17 protein-coding genes are annotated in these 21,028 nt (G+C 72.3%); 3 read left to right on the top strand and 14 right to left on the bottom strand.

Annotated features, from left to right (window positions below):
• Positions 1–42: 42 nt before the first annotated feature.
• From DKG75_RS08310 to DKG75_RS08320, 3 genes are all read left to right on the top strand, one after another.
• Positions 43–1,740 (top strand): heparinase II/III family protein, encoded by a 1,698-nt coding sequence (locus DKG75_RS08310; RefSeq protein WP_133636846.1) that lies wholly within the window; start codon positions 43–45, stop codon positions 1,738–1,740.
• A 152-nt stretch (positions 1,741–1,892) separates the two neighbouring features.
• Complete coding sequence (locus DKG75_RS08315) at positions 1,893–2,921, top strand: aspartate-semialdehyde dehydrogenase (RefSeq protein ID WP_109920618.1); 1,029 nt, start codon at positions 1,893–1,895, stop codon at positions 2,919–2,921.
• 46 nt (positions 2,922–2,967) lie between these two features.
• Positions 2,968–4,035, top strand: a complete 1,068-nt coding sequence (locus DKG75_RS08320; RefSeq protein WP_109920619.1) for a methyltransferase — start codon at positions 2,968–2,970, stop codon at positions 4,033–4,035.
• On the opposite strand, the gene DKG75_RS08325 is transcribed toward DKG75_RS08320, so the two are convergent.
• The 14 genes from DKG75_RS08325 to DKG75_RS08390 are packed head-to-tail and all read right to left on the bottom strand — an operon-like array spanning position 4,005 to position 20,996.
• The gene (locus DKG75_RS08325) at positions 4,005–4,871 is read right to left on the bottom strand and encodes an aldo/keto reductase (protein WP_166646409.1); all 867 of its coding nucleotides are present in this window, start codon (positions 4,869–4,871) and stop codon (positions 4,005–4,007) included. The two genes, DKG75_RS08320 and DKG75_RS08325, sit on opposite strands and share 31 nt — an antisense overlap.
• A gap of 1 nt (position 4,872) precedes the next feature.
• A complete protein-coding gene (locus DKG75_RS08330; protein WP_109920621.1) occupies positions 4,873–6,132 on the bottom strand; it encodes a DegT/DnrJ/EryC1/StrS family aminotransferase in 1,260 nt (419 codons plus the stop codon).
• Between the two features lies 1 nt (position 6,133).
• On the bottom strand, positions 6,134–6,760 hold the full coding sequence (locus DKG75_RS08335) for a class I SAM-dependent methyltransferase (protein ID WP_109920622.1): 627 nt from the start codon (positions 6,758–6,760) through the stop codon (positions 6,134–6,136).
• Entirely contained in the window at positions 6,747–7,943 is a 1,197-nt protein-coding gene (locus DKG75_RS08340) for a class I SAM-dependent methyltransferase (RefSeq protein ID WP_109920623.1), read from the bottom strand. Before DKG75_RS08340 ends, DKG75_RS08335 begins: the two co-directional genes overlap by 14 nt.
• Positions 7,940–9,034, bottom strand: coding sequence for a glycosyltransferase family 4 protein (locus DKG75_RS08345; protein WP_133636844.1), 1,095 nt, complete (start codon positions 9,032–9,034; stop codon positions 7,940–7,942). The genes DKG75_RS08340 and DKG75_RS08345 overlap by 4 nt, the downstream gene beginning before the upstream one ends.
• Positions 9,031–10,956, bottom strand: coding sequence for a PIG-L family deacetylase (locus DKG75_RS08350; protein ID WP_109920625.1), 1,926 nt, complete (start codon positions 10,954–10,956; stop codon positions 9,031–9,033). Before DKG75_RS08350 ends, DKG75_RS08345 begins: the two co-directional genes overlap by 4 nt.
• Positions 10,940–12,367 (bottom strand): radical SAM protein, encoded by a 1,428-nt coding sequence (locus DKG75_RS08355; protein WP_109920626.1) that lies wholly within the window; start codon positions 12,365–12,367, stop codon positions 10,940–10,942. Before DKG75_RS08355 ends, DKG75_RS08350 begins: the two co-directional genes overlap by 17 nt.
• Positions 12,361–13,173: a class I SAM-dependent methyltransferase gene (locus DKG75_RS08360; protein ID WP_109920627.1), complete on the bottom strand. Its 813-nt coding sequence runs from the start codon at positions 13,171–13,173 to the stop codon at positions 12,361–12,363. Before DKG75_RS08360 ends, DKG75_RS08355 begins: the two co-directional genes overlap by 7 nt.
• A complete protein-coding gene (locus DKG75_RS08365) occupies positions 13,170–14,525 on the bottom strand; it encodes a glycosyltransferase family 2 protein (protein ID WP_109920628.1) in 1,356 nt (451 codons plus the stop codon). Before DKG75_RS08365 ends, DKG75_RS08360 begins: the two co-directional genes overlap by 4 nt.
• On the bottom strand, positions 14,522–15,622 hold the full coding sequence (locus DKG75_RS08370; protein ID WP_109920629.1) for a radical SAM protein: 1,101 nt from the start codon (positions 15,620–15,622) through the stop codon (positions 14,522–14,524). Before DKG75_RS08370 ends, DKG75_RS08365 begins: the two co-directional genes overlap by 4 nt.
• The gene (locus DKG75_RS08375; protein WP_109920630.1) at positions 15,609–17,522 is read right to left on the bottom strand and encodes a 3-dehydroquinate synthase family protein; all 1,914 of its coding nucleotides are present in this window, start codon (positions 17,520–17,522) and stop codon (positions 15,609–15,611) included. The genes DKG75_RS08370 and DKG75_RS08375 overlap by 14 nt, the downstream gene beginning before the upstream one ends.
• Entirely contained in the window at positions 17,503–18,522 is a 1,020-nt protein-coding gene (locus DKG75_RS08380; RefSeq protein WP_109920631.1) for a UDP-glucuronic acid decarboxylase family protein, read from the bottom strand. Before DKG75_RS08380 ends, DKG75_RS08375 begins: the two co-directional genes overlap by 20 nt.
• Positions 18,523–18,549: 27 nt before the next feature.
• Positions 18,550–19,137, bottom strand: a complete 588-nt coding sequence (locus tag DKG75_RS08385) for a hypothetical protein (RefSeq protein ID WP_109920632.1) — start codon at positions 19,135–19,137, stop codon at positions 18,550–18,552.
• Positions 19,134–20,996 carry a Hint domain-containing protein gene (locus tag DKG75_RS08390; RefSeq protein WP_109920633.1) on the bottom strand — a complete coding sequence of 621 codons (1,863 nt, stop codon included), beginning with the start codon at positions 20,994–20,996 and terminating at the stop codon, positions 19,134–19,136. The genes DKG75_RS08385 and DKG75_RS08390 overlap by 4 nt, the downstream gene beginning before the upstream one ends.
• Between the last annotated feature and the right edge of the window lie 32 nt (positions 20,997–21,028).

A 21,028-nucleotide genomic window follows, 5' to 3' on the forward strand; every position in this document is an offset into this window, starting at 1 on the left:
GACCCCAGGACCGGGACCACGGGGCCCACCACGCATGCAACCTTGCCGGGTTTGCCCCCGGCCTGGACCAAGCGCAGCCTGGCCCGCGCCAAGGCCGCGGCCGCCGGCCGCCGGCTGCTGCTCGGCCTGGCCAATTCCCGCCTGTCGGTGGCCAGCCTGGGGCGGGCGCCCGCTGTCTTCGCGCTCAATGTCCAATATGATCCGGTCGCCGGTTCGGCGGACGAGGCCAATGCCCTGTTCCAGGGCCGCTACCGCTTTGCCGGGGAATTGCTGCTCTCGCCCCATCAGACGCCCTGGACGCTGGGCGGCGCCACGCCCGAATGGCTGGAAGCGCTGCATGATTTCCACTGGCTGCGCCATTTCACCGCCGCCGACGGCGATGCCGCCCGCCGCCAGGCCCGCGCCCTGCTGGACGGCTGGCTGAAGCGCTATGGCCGCTTCGATGCCCGGTGGTGGCGGGCCGATCTTGCCGGGCGGCGCATCGCCGCCTGGGTCGGCCATCTCGCGCTGTTGCTGGACGGTGCCGATATCGCGCTCCGCGAGGCGATGCTCGAAGCGCTGATGCGGCAGCTGCGCTATATCGCCCGGGTGTTTCCGGCCCTGCCGGCGGGCCCGGCGCGGGTCGACGCGGTGGTCGGCCTTGCCCTCGGCCTGCTCGCGCTCGGGCATTGGGGCCGGCCGCTGGCCAGGGCCCTGCGCCGCCTGGACGATACGCTGGGCGAGCTGATCCTGGCCGACGGCGGCATCGCCAGCCGCAACCCGAACGATCACCTCGCCGTCCTCGAGATGCTGGTGCGCATCCGCGGCGCGCTGGCCGCGGCCGGCCAGGTGCCGAGCCTGGCCCTGACCCGGGCGATCGACCGCCTGACCCCGGCGGTGCGCTTCTTCCGCCTGGGCGACGGCAAGCTCGCCACCTTCCACGGCGCGCGGCCGGGCCGGACCGCCCATATCGACGATATTCTCGCCCTGGCGGCGCCGCGCGGCAAGGCGCCGGCGCGCCTGCCCCATATCGGCTTCGAGCGGCTGGAGGGGCGGAAATTCACCGTCCTGTTCGATGTCGGTGCGCCGCCGCCGCCGGGCCAGTCCGGTGCCGCCCATATCGCGCCGCTCGCCTTCGAGATGAGCGCGGGGCGCGACCGGCTGATCGTTTCCTGCGGCGCCGCGCCGGGCCGCGACGGCGACTGGCAGCGGGTGGGCCGGGCGACCGCCGCCCATTCGACCATGACCCTGGACGACCAGAATGCCTGGGTCCCGGTCGAGGACCGGGATATCGGCTTCCGCCCCGCGCTGCCGGCGATGGCGACCACCGCCACCCGCAACGAGGCGGAGGGCCAGATCTGGGTCGAGGCCAGCCATTCCGGCTATGGCCCCCGTCTCGGCCTCATTCACCGCCGCTCGATCTGGCTCGACGTCGAAGGCGGCGAGATCCGGGGCGAGGACCGGGTGGAGCCGCGCGGCCGGGCCCCCGGCCGCAGCCTGCCCTTCGCGCTGCGTTTCCACCTTGCCCCCGATGTCCGCGCCACCATGACCGGCGACGGGTCGAGCGTGCTGCTGCGCACGCCGTCCGGCGAGGGCTGGCAGTTCCGCGCCCTGGGCGGCCATGTCGCCCTCGATGAATCGGTCAGCATCGCCGATTACGGCCCGCCGCGCCGGGCCGAGCAGATCGCCGTCACCGGCTCGCTCGATGCCGGGCGGGCGACCTTGCGCTGGGGCTTGAAGCGGGTCGAGAAACAGGCCTGAGGCCGGAATTCGCCGGCCGCAGGGCGTGCCTGCGCGTTCGGCGCTTGCGGTGCGGCGCTTTTGCCCTATTGTGCGCGGTCGCATCGGGGTATCCCCGTGCGCCCGGCCATTCCGTGAATGGCGGATCACCTTTTGATTGAGGATCTGGGACGATGGGTTGGAAAGTCGCCGTCGTTGGCGCGACCGGTCAAGTCGGTCGCGAAATGCTGAACATCCTTGCCGAGCGTCAGTTTCCCGCTGACACCGTGGCGGCGCTGGCGTCGCCCAAATCGATCGGCACCGAAGTCAGTTACGGCGAGACTACCCTGAAAATCCAGTCGCTGGAGGATTACGACTTCCGCGGCACCGATATCGCGCTGTTTTCGGCCGGCGGTTCGGTCTCGGCCAAGTGGGCGCCCAAGGTGGCGGCGGCCGGCTGCGTCGTCGTCGACAATTCCTCGCATTTCCGCATGGAGCCGGATGTCCCGCTCATCGTGCCGGAAGTGAATGCCCATGCGCTCGGCAATTTCCGCAAGCGCAACATCATCGCCAACCCGAACTGCTCGACCGCGCAGCTCGTCGTGGCACTGAAGCCGCTGCATGATTTCGCGAAGATCCGCCGCGTCGTCGTCTCGACCTATCAATCGGTCTCGGGCGCCGGCAACAAGGGCATGGACGAGCTTTTCAACCAGACCCGCGGCCTCTTCGTGAACGACACGGTCGAGCCGAAGAAATTCCCGAAGCAGATCGCCTTCAACGTCATCCCCCACATCGACGTCTTCATGGATGACGGCTTCACCAAGGAAGAGTGGAAGATGGCGGCGGAGACCCGGAAGATCCTCGATCCCGATATCGCGCTGACCGCCACCTGCGTGCGTGTGCCGGTCTTCGTCGGCCATTCGGAAGCGGTGAACATCGAGTTCGAGAACCCGATCACCGTCGACCAGGCCCGCGAGATCCTGCGCGAGGCGCCGGGCCTGATGGTCGTCGACCGGCGCGAGGACGGCGGCTATATCACCCCGCTCGAATGCGTGGGCGATTACGCCACCTTCGTCTCGCGCATCCGCCGCGACCCGACCGTTGCCGACGGCAAGGGCCTGGCGCTCTGGTGCGTCTCGGACAACCTGCGCAAGGGGGCGGCGCTGAACGCCGTGCAGATCGCCGAAATCCTGGTCGCGCGCCACCTGAAGCAGGCCGCTTGAGGATTGCCGGAGGGGGCCCGCTTGCCCTGCGGCGGCGGGCCTTGCGATGAGCGTTGAACTGCACACCGTCGCGCCCTCGGCCGTCGGCGCCTGGGAGCGGGGGCTCGACCGCTGGCCGGTCGTCTTCGCCGTGCCCAAGGGGCTCGAAGGTGCCTGCGCCGGGATCGCCCGGCGCGAGGGGCAATTGCGCCTGAAGCCGCTCGGCCCCGGCTTCCTCCAGTCCGATAAAACGGCGGCCGAGCGTCTGGCCGCGGCGCTGCGCGCGGCGCCGCTCTGGTCCTTCGGCAGTTTCGTGCTGGCGGGAAAGCTCGGCGAGGCCGGCGACGCCGCCCGGGCCGAACAGGCGCTGAATGGGGCGGTCGAGGCGTTCGACCTCGCCGACCAGCCCTATTGGCTGAATTGCCCGAAGGATGAATCCGAGGCGGCCCGGCGCCTGGGCGCCAGGCTCCTGGCGTCCAAGACCCTGCGCCTGCGCAATGTCCCGTCGGATTACCGCCTCACCCTGCGGCTGGCGACGGTCGAGGGCGAGGTCCTGCTCCTGCTCGGGCCGTCGATCTCGGTCAAGGAGCGCTTTCCCTACCGGCGCGACGATGTCGGCGCCTCGATCAACCCGGTGCTGGCGGCGGCCATGGTGCGGCTGGCACCGCCGGCCGAGGGCGGCCTCGCCCTCGATCCGACCTGCGGCAGCGGCACATTGCTGGCCGAACGCTTGGCTTTCTCGGGCGAGGCGGAGGCGCTCGGCATCGATATCAGCGCCCGGGCCGGGCAGGCCTTCGCCGCCAATCTTCAGGACCGGCCGGGGCCGTTCCGCTTCCAGCTCGGCAATGGCGCCGATCCGGAACTCTGGGCGCCGTGCCGGACCGTGCTCTCCAACCTGCCGTTCGGCATCAGGGTGCGCCAGCCGCGCGAGGAACTGGACGCGCTCTATACCGGGGTGGCGAAGAATGCCGCCCGCTTCCTGGTGCCGGGCGGCCGCGCCATCGTCACCAGTTCGTCCAAGCGCCTGCTGGACGAGGCTTTCGCCCGCGCCCGCGACCGCCTGCCGGTCCTCGCCCGCTACCGCGCGGAAATGGGCGGCCTGGTCTACCAGATCGTGGTCGCCGCCCGTTCCTGATCCCCGCCCGGGTCCGCCGGCCCGATGAGATCGAGATGTTCCGGCCGCGACGGGCCGAGGATTGCGCCCGTCACCCCGGGCGTTGCCAGCACCCAGTCGAGGGCGGCCCGGGCCAGGCCACCGCCATGCCTTGCCTTCAGCGCGTCGAGGGCCGGCAGCAGCGGCCCGGTGTCGCCGACCGGCAGCCAGCCGCCCCGGGCCGCGCGTGAGCCCGCGGGGCGGGGGTCGGCCACGCCATAGCGCCCCGCCAACAGCCCGCCGGCCAGCGGCGACCAGGCCCAGACCGCCAGCCCGCGCCCGGCGCAGCGTGCCGTCAGGCCCGGCGTCAGGTCGGAGTGCAGCAGGCTGTGCTGGTTCTGGAGCAGGACGGGGGCGGTGCCGGCGATGTCCGGCACCGCGTCCAGCGCCGCGAGGTCGTGGTTGCACAGGCCGATGGCCCCGATCAGGCCCTGGCGGCGCAGGTCGGCCAGGGTCGCGAAGGCCGGCCCGGCCAGGGCCGGCGGCAGGGGATCATGCCATTGCAGGAGATCGAGGCGGTCCCGGCGCAGCCGGTGCAGGCTGCGCTCGACCAGGGCGAGGATCTGGCCGGGCAGGGGCCGGCAAAGGTCCAGGTCGGCCTCCGGGCTGATCTTGGTGGCGATCCCGACCGCCGTCCCCCGGCCGGCCAGGGCGGCGCCCAGGATCGCTTCGGCGGCGCCATAGCTCGCGGCGGTGTCGAAGCGGCGAAGCCCGAGGGCGAGCGCCCGCCCGACGATGTCATGCGCCCGGGCCTCGCCGATCCAGGCGCCGAAGCCGGCCGTGCCGACCATCAGGCGCGCCCGCGGGATCGGCTGCATCTCACGCCCCCGCCAGCGCGTCGAGCCGGCCGAGCACCTTGGCGAAGGCTTCGGCGATGGCCGCCATCGCATCCTCCCCCGCCAGCAGGAGCGCGTGATGGAGCAGGACGGTGCGGCCAGCCTCCGCCTCGGCCACCGGCAGCGCCGGCGCGGGCAGGCCGGCGGGCAGGGCGCGCAGGGTTCCGGGCGCGAACAGGGGATGGCGGGATAGGGGCGTGTAGGGGCCATGGACCCAGGTCCCCAATTCGGCCCCCAGGGCATCGCAGACGCGCGCGGCCGTGACCTGCCCGGTAACCGCGGGGGCGAGGCGGATGGCATAGTGGTAATAGGCCCGCCGGTCGTTGCCGGCATGGGGCCGCAGGGTTTCGAGCAGGGGCAAGGCGCCGAGCGCGCGGTCGAGGCCGGCGGCGCGGGTGGTCCGCGTTTCGGTCTGCGCCTCCAGCCGGTCGAGGCCGTCGCAGAGGAGGGCGGCCTGGAACTCCGAAAGACACAGGTTCATGCCTTGCAGCCCGCCGACTTCATCGAGGTCGGGCCGGCCCGGGCGGGGCGGGGTGCGGCTTACGCGCCGGCCGTCGCTGCCCAGGCGCTCCAGCCGGTCGGCAAGGACCGGGTCGTCGGTCAGGACGGCGCCGCCCTCGCCGGCGGTCAGCACCTTGCCCTGCTGCATGCTGAAGGCGGCGATGCGGCCGAAGCTGCCGGCCCGGCGGCCGGCCCAGGTGGCGCCATGGGCCTGGGCGCAATCCTCGACCACGGCAAGGCCGTGGCGGGCGGCCAGCGCGCCGATCGCCTCGACATCGGCCATGCAGCTGTAGAGATGGACCATCAGGATGCAGCGGCTGCGCGGCGTGATCGCGGCTTCCACCGCCGCCGGATCAAGGCACAGCGTATCCGGGGAAATATCGACCAGGACCGGCGTCGCCCCGACCCGGAGAACGGCGGAGGCGCAGGCGACCCAGGTCAGCCCGGGCACGATCACCTCGTCCCCCGGCCCGAGGTCGAGGGCCAGGAAGGCGGCCAGAAGGGCGGAGGAGCCGTGATCGACCGTGTGGCAGAAGCGGACGCCGATATAATCGGCAAAGCGCCGGCAGAAGCGCCGGTTCCAGCTTTCCCGGCCGGTCCAAGGGCCGCTGACCGCCCAGCGCCCGCTATCGAGCACGTCGAGCAGGTGCCGGCCGGTGGCGGGGCCGGTCAGCGGCCAGGACGGCCAGCCGCGGCTCCAGACCGGGGGGCCGCCGAGAAGGGCGAGGGCGGGGGCCGCCATCTCATGCCCCCGCAGGCACGGCCAGGGCCAGCGCGGTGCCGCCCTGGGCGAGGCGGGAAAAGCCCGCGGCCAGCAGGTCGGCGGCGCAGCGCGTCGGCCCCTCCCAGTCGCCGACGTCGTGCAGCACGACCACGGCCCCGGGGCCGAGGTGCGGGCGCCAGGCGGCGAGATCGGCGGAGACGCCGGCATAGGCATGATCGGCATCGACGAAGAGCAGGGAGACGCGCCCCTCGAACCGGGCCGCGGCGGCCAGGCTCGGCATCGCCCAGGTCTCCACCCGGTCGTCGAGGCCCGCCGCCGCGACATGGCGGCGGAACAGGCCGAGGGTGCTGACCGTGCCGTCGGGCGCCAGGGTCGAAGGCTCGAAGAAGGCGCCGCCGGGCTGGTGTTCGGCGGAACCGGCGAAAGTGTCGACGCACAGCAGGCGCTGCCCGGCCGGCAGGGCCGAGGCCAGGGCCAGCGCGGACCGCCCCTGGTAACTGCCGAGTTCGACGCAGCGGCCGGCCCGGTGCTGGCGCCCGGCCAGCTCGTGCAGGAGCAGGGCTTCCGCCGGCTCCAGCCAGCCCGGCACCCGCCGCAGCCGGTCGAGCCAGGGCGCGGCGATCTCTGTCGCATTACGGCCGGTCATCGGTCTCGCCTTTCGTGTGCTGATGGGCATCGGGATCGGGCACCAGGATGCCGCGGCGGAACAGGTCGCCCGCATCGGCTGCCGCCGGGTCCGGGGCCAGGTCCGGCGGCAGGGGGGTATGGCCGAATTCGAGTTGGTTGCGCGCCGAGCCGCGCCAGTCCAGCCGGTACCGGCCGTCGCCCGACATGCGGTAGATCGGATTGAGCCGCAGGCCGTCCCGCCCGGCCGCGAGACGCCAGGGGCGGGTTGCGGACACCTCGCCCTTGAGCAGGCGGACGGCATAGGGGCCGGGGGGCAGGTCGGCGGCCGCCCGCGGCCGGGGGGTGAAGGCGGCACCGTGGCGGACGACGCCTGCCGCCAGTTCGGCTTCGGCATAGAAGGCGCAATGCCGCCAGCCGGCCTGCCGTGCCAGGAGGGCGAAATCGACCGGGGCGATGGGGGCGCCCGGCACGGTTTCGCCCCGCAGGTCGCGCGGGTCGTGAATGTGCAGGATCAGGGCGGCACCGTCCGGCGTCACGATTCGGCGCATCTCGGCCAGCAGGGACAGCTTGGCGTCGATGTAATGGAAGGCGTCGTTCATGGTGGCGAGATCGAAGCTCTCGTCCGGCAGGGGCAGGGGATCGTCGAGTTCGGCGCAGATCGCCTGTTCCCCGGGCGCCATATAGGCGCGGGCGACCAGCAGGTGGATCAGGTTACCGTCGAGCAGGGTCAGCGCCGGCCTGGGGCGCACGGCCCGCAGCAGGTTGGACAGATGGCCGACCCCGCTGGCCAGGCAGGCGATGCGCCTGCCGGCCATGTCGTCGAGAAAGGCGAGCGTGGCGAGATAGGACGGGCAGGCCCAGCGGACGAGGAAATAATGGTCCGCGGCGCCGCAATAGGCCGCCCAGTCGGCCAGGAAGCCGCCGCGGGCGCCGGGGGTCACGACCCGGCGGAGGGCATCCAGGCGACAGCCCTGGCGTGCCGACCACGCCGCCAGCCAGCCGAGCACGGCGTCCCGCCCGCCCCGGCGGATGGCATCGATCTGGGCGTCCAGTTCCGCTGCCGAGCGGGCGCGGGTCTGCAGGCTGGGCACGCCGTCCATCTGGGGGTAGGGATACCCGACCGGCGCATGGACCAGCGTGCCTGGCTGCGGCGCGAACAGCGCGCCGGTCTCGACGCAGCGCAGGCGGTGCGGCCCGCTCATCCGGCGAGGTCCCGGTAGAAGCGTTCCAGCCGCGCCATCACCCGTGAGACATGAAAGGTCTCGCGGAAGATCTCGACCCCGGCCCGGCTGCACGCCAGGGCCCGGGCGGGATCGGTGGCGATGGCGCGGATCGCGAGGCTCATGGCGGTCGGATCGGCGCGCGGCACGACGATGCCGGCAGCGTCGTCGCCGACGATCTCGCGGACACCGCCGACATCGGTCGCGATGACCGGGCAGCCGCGGGCGATCGCATTCAGCAGCGCCAGGGGCAGGCCCTCGAACAGCGATGACAGCACCATGACCGGGTGAGCGGCATGGATCCGTTCCATCGCCGCCGCACCCCGGAACGGGCCGGCGATGGTGACGCGCCGGCCGAGGCCCAGGGTCTGGATCAGGGCCGCGGTCTGCTCACGCTCGCCGCATTCGCCGTAAAGCGACAGCCGGCAGAAGCCGGGGGTGGTCGGCAGCGCCAGCGCCGCCAGCAGGAAGGCGACGCCCTTCTCGACCCGCAGCCGCGTGACCGAGCCGATCCGGCCGAGCTGCGCCAGCCGTGCCGGGTCCAGCGGGCGGATGGCGGCTTCGGGCACGCGCAGCGGATGGGGAATGACCTCGATGCGGCCGGGATAGCGGAAATGCCGGCGCAGGTTGCGGGCGACCGCATGGCAGGGGGCGACGATGGCATCGAGCACGGCCATGCGGGGAAAGGTCGCCGGCTCGTACCAGGTGCAGCGCGGGCTGGCTTCGCTGGTTTCGGTCGCGACCACGGGGCAGGCGGGGCGGTTGTCGGCGGCAAGGCAGCTCAGCATGAAGCGGCCCATGGGAATGGCATGGACGATATCGACACGCCAGGCCGCCAGCCGGCGCCAGGCTTCGGCCGCGGCCAGGGCTTCGTCCGCCCGGTCGAGCACGGCGACATCGGCCCCCGCCCGGGCCAGCACCGCCAGCCAATGTCGGTGCGGCGGCTCGTCCCGCGGAAACACGACCACGGCCACCGCATGGCCGGCAGCGCGCAGGCAGCAGGCGGCCTCGCAGATCGAAGCCTCGGTCCCGGCCATGGTGCCCAGGAAATCGGTCAGGAAGGCGATCCTCATGGCGCCGCTGCCGGATCGGGGGCGAGGCCGCGGGCGATCAGGCTGGCGAGCGGCCCTTCGCCCCACAGCCGTTCGGCCGGCGCGGGCCAGCGCCGGGCGTGGCGCTCCAGGGCCTCGAGGACCGTGGCGTCGACCTGGCTGGCATAGCAGGCGGCATCGTCGAGCTTGGCCGCGAGGCCGGCGCCGAGCGGGACATGCACCACGGCCGGCGCCGGCGTCAGGCCGGCGATCGCCTCGCGGATCTCTGGCGCCGCGAGGTCGGCGGCATAGGGCAGGTCTTCGTAGAAGGCGAAGCATGCGCCGGTCTCCCGCAGCCCGGCCAGGGCCGCGTCGCGGACGAGAAGATGGTCGGCGTGATCGCCGAGGGCGGCCGGCACCAGCACAAGGTCCGGCGGCGTGGCCAGGACGGCGCCGAGCCGGGCGTCGAGCGCATCGCGGGCCGCCCGGTCGCAGGCGCCATAGCGCTCGGGCTGGCGGCCGAAGATCGCCGCCCAGTCCGGCGCCCGGCGCAGCGATGCCTCGGGCAGGTCCAGGGCGTCGAGGCTGGCGCCGACCCGGCGGCAATAGGCCTCGTCCTCCTGCCGGCGGCAGTGCGAGACCGGTTCCGCCGCCGTGAAGCCCCCGGCCCTGGTGAAATTGGAACGGCCGAATACGGTGAGCACGGTCTTCGGCCCGCGCCAGGCCCGGACCAGCCCGCCGACCGAAAAGGCCGCATCATCCGGATGGGGCGCGAGCACCAGGAGCGAGGGGGGCCGGTTGCCCGGCCGGGCGAAGGGGGCCACCAGCCGCGCCGTGTCGCGCTCGCCCCGGCGCAGCCAGCGCCGGGCATGGGCCCGGGCCGCCGCGCGGTTGCCGGCGCCGGCGAAGACGGCTTCGATATGGGTGCAGAAGGCGGCGACGCTGCGCGCCCTTTCCGCCGCCGAGATCTCGGGAAAGACCGGGTCGCCGCGGGTGGCGGGCGGCGGGATCAGGAAGGCGTCGCTTCCCGCCGCCTCCGGCACGCCGCCGCCGGCATGGGCGATCACGGGAATGCCGTTCAACTGGGCCTCGACGATGATCCGCCCGAACCCTTCGGGACAGAGGGAGGGCACGATCAGGACCGCGGCGCGGCGCCAGACCTCGGCCACCGCCGGGCTGAAGGGGCGGACCTCGACATTGGGCAGGTCGCAGGTGAAGACCGGGGGATAGGGCCAGGTGCGGATCACCTGGAACCGCCGGTGCGGCAGGCGGCGGGCGATGTCGAGAAAGATCTCGACGCCCTTCATCGGGTGGGGGTTGATGAAGGTGACGAATTCCCCCGCCCGCCCGCGGGCGAGAATGGCTTGCCGGTCGAAGACATTGGCGAAGACCCGGCACGGCCCCAGTCCCGCCGCCGACACCGCCTCGGCGATGAAGCGGCTGGGGGCGACCAGGGTGAAGGCGCGGAGCGCCGCCGCCAGCCGGGCGAGCATGGCCGGCGGGGTCCGCCCCGGCGCCGGAAAATGGCTGTCCGGCACGAAGCAGAGGCGGGCGGCGCGGGTTCCGGCCAGGACTTCGAACAGGGCGAGTTCCGCCTCCTCCAGGCGGGCGGGGGGCGTGTGGACGATGGCGAGGTCGGGCGCTGCCGCGGCGACGGCGCCGGCGATCGTCCGCCGGTACAGGGCCGGGTCGGTCGCCGGATCGGCGGGCAGCAGATATTCGCCGATCGCGATGCCCTGGTCGAAATGCCAGCGCGGGGCGGGGGCTTCCGTACCCTCGGCCGCCCAGGGGGAGGCGGCGGCCTGCCCGACGGTGACCACCGCGGCATCGAGGCCCCGGGCCTGGAAACGGCGCAGCATTTCCCGATACTGGATGGTGGCGCCGTTGCTGAACCCCTCGAAGGAAAAGGAATCGACGTCGAAATAGACCGCGCGGGCGCGGCGCCCCTCAGGCCCCGGCGACATAGGCGCAGCCGTCGCAGGCATTGAGGACGACCCCGTGCTGCAGGGCGAAGCGGAACTCGGCGAAACCCGGGTCGTGCCAGATCTCGTCGAGGGACAGGCGGCCGAGGTCGCCGGCACTCGGGTGCTGGGGCGATTTCAGCAGGCGGCAAGGCATCACCTGGCCGCGCCAGTCGACCGTCAGCGCGCCCATGAAGATATCGCAGCGGCGCCCGGCCTGGATCGCCAGCAGGTCGTCGATCACCTGCCGCGTCCGGGAAGAGGTGGTGGGCCGGTCCCGGTGCTGCCGAAGCTCGGCCCCGGTCAGCAGTTCGGCGGCGAGATCGGCATCGTAGAAGCGGCGATAGGCGGCAAGCCCGTTCAACACCTGGAATTCGACCCGGGCGAAGCCCGCCGACCCGGCATAATCGAGAAACGCGTCGATCTCGCCGAGGGTGGAGCGCAGCAGGGTGACCCACAGCAGCAGGTCCGGCCCGCGCCCGCGGCGGCGGCGCTCCTCGACCAGCAGGGCCATCGCCCGCTGCACCTCGGCCAGGTCGCCGCCGGGGCGCAGCCGGGCGAAACGCGCCGCGTCCAGGCTTTCCATCGAGGTGGCGACCGTATCGATGCCGAGGTCGACGATCATCCCCGCCCGTTCCCGCGTCATCCGCGAGCCGTTGGTGGTCAGGTGGACCCAGGCGCCCCGGGCCTTGACGGCGCGGATCATGTCGGGGACATGCCGGTTCAGCAGCGGTTCCCCCTCGCCGGTGAATTCCACCGCCGCCAGCGCCGGCAAATGTTCGAGGACGGCCAGGAAGGCGTCCGGTTTCATCACCCCTTGCGCGACATGGCGGCCATAGCAGAAGCCGCAGCGGAAATTGCAGGCGGTGGTGGTTTCGATCATCAGGGTGAGCGGCACGGGCAGCGCATCGTCATGGAAGACGACCGCATCCGGCAGCGCGCCCGGCACCAGGGCGCCGCCGCCGCCGGCCCAGAGCCTGCGCTCGCTGCCCGCCAGCAGGTCCTGGCCCGCTGCGCGCAGCCGCGCCGCGAGGGCGGGCGAGAGCGGCAGGGCGTCGATTTTGCCGCCGATCCCGGCCGGCACCGGGACGGGACCGGGCGTGGCGGCGAGCGGGGTCTCGCGCCAGCGCTGTTCCAGGGCGCGGGCCTCGGCGGCGGCGATGGTGAAGCGCTGCCCGGCCGGATCGAACGACATGGCGACATCGCCCGCCAGCCGGCCCTCCGCGCCATAGCCGGCGCCGGCCAGCAGGCGGATGGCGCGCCCCTGCCGTGCCCGCGGGCTGAGGTCCCCCGGCAAGGTGCCGCGGCGCCCGTCGAGCCGTTGCAGGACATCCGGCAGGGGGCGGAGCGGCCGGCCTAAGAGGGAACCGTCGGCGTGCCGGGTCCAGGCGGTCTCGACCCAGTCGCTCAGCATGGCGCGTCCTCCCCCGGGCCGGCGGGGGCGCGGGCGGTGATCAGATAGGCCCGGTCGCCCGCGCCCCGGGCGACGGGGCGGCAGGTGGGTGCGGGAAAGCCGGCCAGCCGCAGCGCCAGGATGATTTCCTCCGGGTGGCGCGGCCGCAGGTGCAGGACCCGGGTCCAGGCGCGGCCGATGGTGCCGTCGGCCTCGATCCGCTCGTAGCGGAAATGGGCGGTCAGCCGGCAGGTTTCTTCGCAATATTCGGTGCGCTCGTAGACGTCGAGCCGGCCGCCGTCGGCCAGGGCCGTGCGCCCGCGGTGGCGCGGGGCCTGGGCCCAGGGGTCGCGCGCCCGGGCCAGATAGGCGGCCTCGACCGCAGTGACGTCGGCGATCACGCGCCCGCCCGGCAGCAGGTGATGCGCGGCCCGGGCGAAAGCCGCGATCAGGGCGTCGTTGTCAAGCAGATGGCCGATGACGTCGTTGGTGAAGAAGATCTGGCGGAATTTCCGGCCGAGGGCGAAATCCGTCATGGCGGCTTCGACGAGTTCGAGCCTTGCCCGCGTCGCCCCGTCCTCGGCCGCGATCCGCGTTGCCGCGCGGGCCAGCATGGCGGGGGCAAGGTCGATGCCGCAGCAGGCGATGCCGGCCCGGGCCAGGGGCAGGAGAACGTCCCCGGTTCCGCAGCCGAGTTCGAGCACCGGGCCGCCCTCCTCGAGCGCGAGGGGGAGATAGAGGTCGGCGACCCGCGGGCCCGGGCCCAGCTTCAGCTCGTAAAGGTCGGGATCGTAGAAATCGGCGGGGGAGGGATGGGGTCCGGTCATGGCGCATTCCCCTTATCCGCCGTGCTTTCCGAAACGCGCACCAGGGTGCAGGTGCTGATGCCGTCGCGATGGTGCAATGTCGCGAGTTCCTCCGCGCGCCAGTCGTGATAGTGGCGGCTGAGGCGGATCGTCCGTTCCCAATAGGGGCGGTCGAAAGCGGCGGCGGTACTGTCCGGCAGCGGCGCGCCCGCACCGGGCGGCGGATCGATGCGCAGGTAGATCAGTGTGTCCGCCACCCGCCGGGCTTCCTGGAACAGCCGGCAGATCAGGGCTTCGGGCAAGGCGCCGCGCAGGTCCGGGATGACGGCGGTGTCGAAAGCGCCGTCGTCGTAGGGCAGGGCGAGGCCGAAGAACGGCTCGCTCCCCCCTGTATCCCCCGCCGTCCCATGGTCGAGGGGCAAGGCCGGGCCGAGCCACGCCCGGAAATCCGCAGCCCCGGCGAAAAAGCCGAGCGCGCGGCCGAAATCCCGCCCGTGCGGCGGCAGGCCGGACCAGAAGCCGGCCAGGGCCGCCGCCGGGCGCAGGGGCCCGAGGCGGGCAAGGGCGGCCTCGGCATGGCCGGCATCGAAGGCGCAGAGCATTTCCATGGCGAGGCTGCGGTGCTTGGCCAGCATGTGGCGCTCGTGGGCGCGGTCGGTCGCTTCCTCGGCCTTGCGGTCGCGCCGGTGCGGCAGGTGCAGGACCGGCGCCGTGGCCACCATGCCGAAGCGCCCGCCGGCCTGATGCAGGCGGTACCCGAGTTCGATATCCTCCGAGCCCTTGGCGGCCAGGGCTTCGTCGAAGCCGCCAAGCGCGAGCAGGCGGCGGCGCGCCACGAGAACCGCCGTGGTCCAGAAGAACACCCAGGGTGCCTTCAGTCCCTCCGGCGCGCGGCGGGCATCGGCGACATGCTGCCAGGGCCCCGCCGCCAGCGCGCCGACCCGGGGCGGCGGCGGCGCCAGCAGCGGCCAGAGGTCGTCGGTGGTCGACGAGCCATAGGTCGGGACCAGCCCGACCTTGTCCTCGACCCCCGCCCAGGCCAGGCAATCGGCGCAGAGTTCGGGATGGACCACGACATCGGCATCGAGCAGCAGCAGCCAGTCGCCGCGGGCGACGGCGATGCCCGAGTTCCGGGTCAGGGCGGCGCCGGCGGGGCCGGGCGCGCGGGGCACCCGGCGCGCGTTGCCGTAACCCGCCACGATCCGGTCGATCAGGGCACCGCTGCCGTCGTCCGAATGGTCGTCGATGACGAGGATCTCATAGCGCTCGGTCGCCAGGCTCTGGCGGGCGGCGGCGTCGATCACCCGGGCGATGACCGCGGCCTTGTTGCGGACCGGGATGACGATGGAGAGGGCGGGGTGCCGGTCGGTCATGGCCAGGTGACTTTCGACAGCAGCAGGCGCTTATCGCACAGGGCCGGTTCCAGCAGGTCCTCGCTGTCGAGGTGGCGGTTGCGGTAGCACCAGGCGCATTCGTCGAACTGCGGCGCGGTCGGCGCGCGCGCGCCCAGGTGTTCCCGGCGCAGCGCACACCAGGCGGGGCCGTTCCAGATCGCCTCGAAACCGGCGGCGTTCAGGTCGCCCATGAGATAGGGATCGCCCGCCGGCCCGATCAGGTGGTCGCAGAAGCCGATGCGGCCGTCGGCGGCGATATAGCAATGGGTCCAGGGGTGAAGGCAGGCGCTGTCCCCGGGCACCGGCGCCGGCCAGTCGACCAGCGATGCGGTCAGGCTGGCCCTGATCCCCCAATGCGCCGCCCGCTGTTCCGCCGCCGCCACGGCGGCGCGCAGGCGGGCGACATCGTCCGGCAGGGCCAGCGCCGTGCCGGCGGCGCCGGTGACCGGGGCGAAGCGGATATCGCCGACGCCGCAGCGCCCGGCCAGATCGACGATGGCGCCGAGTTCATCGAGGTTGGGCGCCTGGCAGGTGACGTAAAGGCAGAGCCGGTCGCCGAAGCCGTGCCGGGCCAGGGCGCCGGAGAGATGGAGCAGGTTCCGCTCGATCAGGTCGAGGCGGGCGCCGCGGCGCAGGTGCCGCAGGGTGGCCGCGGTCGCGCCGTCGAGCGAGACGCCGACATAGGCCCCGGCGGCGGCCAGCGCGTCCAGCACCGCCGGCCGCTCGAAGGAGAGGTTGGTGACGATGCGGACGGCGGCGCCGCTCGCCGCCGTCCGGGCGAGGCGGGCCTCGAAATCGGGCAGGATCAGGCTTTCCCCCCAGCCGCGCAGGTCGACGACCTCGGCATAGGGAAACAGTTCGGCGGCCAGGCGCTCGAACAATTCGGGCGCCATCGAGCCGGCGCTGCGGTTGAGAGACGGCGGGCGGCACATGTCGCAGGACAGGTTGCATTTCCGGGTCAGCTCGACGATCAGGAAGCGCGGGCGCGCGGCGAGCGTGACGGCCCCGGCGGCATATTCCCGCCGCGCGCGGCTCCTGTTGTCGTGGCGCCGGCGATCGCCGTCAGGTCCAGGCATTGGAAAATCCTCCCAGCCGGTAGCGCAGCGTCGCCCGCCCGGTGCAGACGGTGGCGATGCCGTTCGCCCGCAGGTGGCGGAGGAGCTTGTCGTCCTCCCCGACCATGGCGGCGCGTTCGTCCGCCGTGTAATCCTCGGCGAAACGGAAGCACTCGAAGAGCGAGCGGCGCAGCAGCCATTCGCCCATGTCGACCATGCCGAAATCCTCGCCGTCGCAGGGGGCGGAAACGCGGTCGCGGACGACGGCGTCCCGCTCGGAAAAGATCCCGGTCCGGCGGCAGGCGTCGAGCAGGCCCGCCGCCATCGGATCGTCCGGGTGGCGCCAGGGGAAACGGCGCGGGACGACGGGGCGGCCGCGGCCGTCGATCAGCCGGCGCCAGCTGTGCGCCGCGGCGGCGCCGCTCCGCCGCAGGCTCCGGGCCAGCGAGGCGAGATGCCCGGGTTCCCACAGGTTGTCGTCGTCGATGAAGGCGATCAGGGGCGCCGTGCCGAGGCCGGTCGCCCGGTTCCGCAGCCGGCTGACCCGGACCAGCGGATGCGTGCCGGCGGCATCGAGCCGCCGGTGGCGAAGGCGGACATGGGCCGGCAGCGTCAGCGCCTCGCACCAGGGGCGGGCATTGTCGCCGCCGTCCTCGATCAGCCAGAGATCGATCGGGCCGCGATAGGACTGGCCGAGCACGCTTGCGATCGCGGCCGGGCCGAAGCCGCGCCGCCCGTCCGTGATCATGAAGACGTCGACCGCCTCGTCCGCGCGGGCGCGGATGCCGGCGGCCGCGGGCGGCGGGCGCAGGCAGCGCTCGATCAGGGACAGGTCGACCGGCAGCAGGGGCAGGGCGGGATCGCCGGCAACCTTGCCGATCCCCTCCAGCAGCACCATGGCCGCCGCACCGTCGCCCGGCCGGATGTAACCGCGCTTGTTGTCGCGCGCGACCAGGGCCATGACGTCCGCCGACGCCAGGGCGGGCGGCAGTTCCAGGGGCGCCCCCATCCGCGCCAGCAGGTCGCGGTGCAGGTCGGCGTCGGCGGCGGGCAGGCCGCAGCGGCTGGCGGCGACCCGGGCCGCCGCCAGCATGCCGAGGCCGACCGCCTCGCCGTGGCTGATCGCGCCGACCGCCGCATGCCGCGCCGCCGCCAGTTCGACGGCATGGCCGACCGTATGGCCGTATTCGAGCACGATCGCGGCCTTCTTCTCGCAGCGGTCGGCGGCCATGACCTCGCATTTGGCGTCGAGGCAGGTTTCCAGCAGCCAGTGCCGGTCCGCCGGCGACAGGTCGAGGGCGGGGGTCAGCATCTCCTTCAGCCGGGGCAGCATCGCGGGCCGGACCGCCAGGGCGTTCTTCACCGCTTCCGCCATGCCCGAGCGCCATTCCCGCAACGGCAGGCTGTCGAGGAAGCCGGTGTCGATCAGGATGCGCTCCGGCACGTAATAGGTGCCGATCAGGTTCTTGCCGGCGGCGCTGTTGACCGCCTGCTTCAGCGACAGCACGGAATCATGCATGGCGAGCAGGCTCGTCGGCACCTGCACGAGGCGCAGGCCGCGGAACAGCAGGGCGGCGGCGAGACCGGCGAGATTGCCGACGACGCCGCCGCCGAAGCCGACCACGACCGACCGCCGCGTCGCCCCCCAGGCCAGCGCCTGTTCGAGGCAGGCCGAGAGATGGCCGAGCGATTTCAGCCCTTCGCCGTCCGGCCCCGAGAGCACCAGCACCGGGCAAAGCTCGCGCAGCAGCGGCAGCAGGGCCCCGCCGCAGGCATCGAGCACGCGGTCGTCGGTCAGCACCAGCAGGCGGTCGGGGTCGAGGGCGGCGACCGCCGCCGCGATCCGCGCCGGCCGGCGGTGCAGGATCTCGGTGGCGATGGCGATCCCGTCGAAGGCGAGGTCAAAGCTCCGCGTCGACATGGACGATTCCCGCCGGGAAGGCGCCGGGCCCGGGGACGGGCGTGGCGGCAACGGTGCCGGTTTCGCTGAGCAGGTCTTCGAAATAGGCGATGGTGCGGGTCAGGCCCTCGTCGAGCGCGATGCGCGGTCTCCAGCCCAGTTCGGTCCGGGCGCGGGTGATGTCGGGGCGGCGGCGGCAGGGATCGTCGCCGGGCAGGGGGTGGAATTCGAGGCGCGAGCGCGACCCGGTGAGGGCGAGGATCCTTTCCGCGAGATCGATCATGCTGATTTCCTCGGGATTGCCGAGGTTGATCGGGCCGAGCGTGGCGGGGCCGGCCGCCATGAAGGCCAGGAGGGCGTCGACCGTATCGTCGACATGGCAGAAGCTGCGGGTCTGGCGGCCGTCGCCGAAGATCGTGAGCGGCGCCCCGGTCAGGGCCTGGAGGATGAAGTTCGAGACCACCCGGCCGTCGTCCGGATGCATGCGCGGGCCGTAGGTATTGAAGATGCGGGCGATCCCGGCGGTTACGCCGTGGCGGTGTCGGTAGTCGGCGCAGAGCGTCTCGGCGCAGCGCTTGCCCTCGTCGTAGCAGGCGCGCGGGCCGATGGTGCTGACATTGCCGCGATAGTTCTCGTCCTGCGGATGGACGGCGGGATCGCCGTAGACTTCCGAGGTCGAGGCCTGGAGCAGGCGGCTGCCGGTCCGCCGCGCCAGGTCGAGCATGTTCTTGGTGCCGATGACCGAGGTGAGGACGGTCGAGACCGGATCGCGCTGGTATTGGCGGGGGGAGGCCGGGCAGGCCAGGTTGAAGATCTGCCCGACCTCCAGATCGAGGGGCTGGGTGACGTCGTGGTGCAGCACCGCGAAGCGGGCCTTCGGCTTCAGGTGGCGGATGTTCCGGCTGCTGCCGCTCGAGAAATCGTCGAGACAGATGACGCGGCGGCCCATCGACAGCAATCGCTCGCACAGATGGCTGCCGATGAGGCCCGCCCCGCCTGTAACCAATACAATATCCGCCATGCCGTTCCCCTTTTTCGCCGGCTGTCGTTACGTCGGGATGCTCTTCGGGTCTGACGCGGCGCCGGCTGCCGCCCGCCGGGGCTCGCCCCAGCGGTTCAGCCGGGGATCGTCCGGATGCGCTTGCGGGCAGGCCTCGGTCGGCAGCCGCGTTTTCGACCAGACGACGCAGCCGCAGGAGCCGCAGATCTTGCGGGAGTCGCGCGCTGCCGCGAGGCGGTAGAGCGTGCTGTCCGGCGGATCGGCCAGATGCGGGCAGGCGAGGCAGGCGTCGCGCCGCCGCGCCAGCGTCTCGCCGTCGACGGTGGCGAAGCCGACCTTGCCCCAGCGCAGGAAGGCGAGGGCGGCCGCGCGGACCAGTTCGCCGTTCGAGCGCCCGGCCGCCTTCGGCGGGTGCTTCAGGAGGAAGTCCAGCGCCCGGGGGTTGCGCCGCGTGGCGAGAAGGCGCTGGGCATAGGCCTCGTCCCGCACCGCCGCCTCGAGCACGTCGACGGGGACGGGGGCGGCGAGGTTCAGCATGTCGGCCAGTTCCCGGCAGCGCCGGCCGACCGTGTCCTCGTCCGGGGGGGCCGCCGCCTGAGGGCCGCCCGTCACGTCGCCCTGGTGCTGGCCGATCATTGCTCCTCCTCCGCCTCGACGACGAAATAGGCCGTGCGTGCCAGGGCGTTCAGGGTCGAGCCGTCGGCGGCGAGGATGTTCTGGACCGAAAGCTCGTATTCGCCCGCCGCCGGATCGGGCAGGGTTACGGTCAGGACGACGAGGGTGCGGTCGTCCGCATCCCGGAGTGCGGTGGTGATCACCGTTTCCGGCGTGATCGTGTAATTGCCCAGGATTTCGGCCGAGGGGCCGACCGCCTCGCTGAACGACACCTTGACGCTGGGCACATCCTCGATGATCTCGAAGGTGGCACGCTTCAGTTCCAGGCGGCCCTTCTGCGGCACCCCGGCGCAGGCGGGCAGCGGGCGGCCGATGATCGCGGCCTCCATCGCCTGAAGCCGGCAGTTCACCGCGGGCAGGCGGCACGGATTGTCGGGATCGCCGCCGCGCAGGTCTTCGGGGATATGGCCGAAGAAGGTGCGGACCTGGGCGTAGCCGCCGTTCGCGGTCTCGCCCCAGTTGGGATCGAAGGCGGTCCGCAGGACATAGCCGATGCCGAAACTGTCGGCCTGGGCGACGCAGGGGTATTGCCCCTCCGCCCCCTTGCCGGCGTAGAAGACGGCGATGCCATGGGCGAGGATCGCGGCCAGGCCCTGCCAGTACATCTCATGGGTGCGAAGAATCCGGCCCGAGACGTAAAGGGTCTTCTGCCCGAACAGTTCGAAGGCATAGAGGTTCGGCACTTCGTCCGACCATTCGAGATAGATGTTGATGTCCGGGAAGAAGGGCTGGAGCGCCTTCTGCAGCCAGCGGAAATCGGCGAGATTGTAATCCATCGACAGAGGGTAGTGCGGCGCCTGGGCGATGGCCTCGGCCTGGGCCGGCGTCACATAGAGGCTGGCGTTGGCCGGGATGTTCAGGGCGGCCCGTGCTTCGTAACCGCGGAAATTGCGATTGCGGACCGGGCGGGGCTCATAGCCCGGCTGCCGGGCGGAGAACAGGTCGGCATCGCCGGAGCGGGCGGTGGCATAGGCTTCGGAGCCGATCATGGGCAGGGCCGAATGGCCGGCGACCAGGGTCTTGCCCTCCGACTCCGGCTCGGCGCCATGGGTGACCTGAAGCCAGAAATCGCCGACGATGATGCCGTTGGCACTGAAGAGGTTGCCGCTGACGGGGACATTCGTGTCCTCGGGCACCGGGCCGAGGCCGAGGTGCTGGATCCCGCCGCTGTATTCCCCGAGGTGGACGCTGTTGACGGCCACCGGCCGGCCGTCGTCGTCGACCATCAGGTCGCCCGGGACCAGCCGCTTGGCGTCCTTCAGGCGGCCGTCGGGCATCAGCATGAGCTGGTCCGGGGTCGCGATCAGCTCGCCGTCCTCGCCGTATTGGATCATGACCATGGTCTGCGGCTGCGACGAGGGCGAGGTGCCGTCGCTATAGCCGACCAGCCGCGGCTTCCAGGTCACCTTGACCGTGCCGTCCGGGTTGGGTTCGATCCAGGCCGCCAGGATCTCGTCCTCTTCCTCGATGTCCTGGATGAAGCGGACCTCGGTTTCGGACACGCGGATCTTGGTATCCCAGGCGAAACACGAACAGCAGCAATAGCACGCCGACCATTTCCAGTTGCGGTCGCGGTCGCGCAAGTCCTGGCAGGCATCCTCGCTGATGTTGCGCTGCTCGCCCGTCGCCTGGTTGTAGCAGGAATAGGATTTGATCGGGACCGTGGAGCCCTTCGGCTCGCAATTGGGGATCTTGTTGCCCTGCCAGTCCAGGCATTTGCACCAGGCGGTATCCTCGCTGGTGTCGGCGAGGCGGGTGCAATGGGTTTCGCCGCACATGTGCTGATCGGGGGCGACATAGGCTTCGCAGGCATAGGCCATGATTTTCCTCCCTGGGATTGCGGTCGACGCGG

It is taken from the genome of Zavarzinia compransoris, assembly GCF_003173055.1.
Classification (GTDB): domain Bacteria; phylum Pseudomonadota; class Alphaproteobacteria; order Zavarziniales; family Zavarziniaceae; genus Zavarzinia; species Zavarzinia compransoris.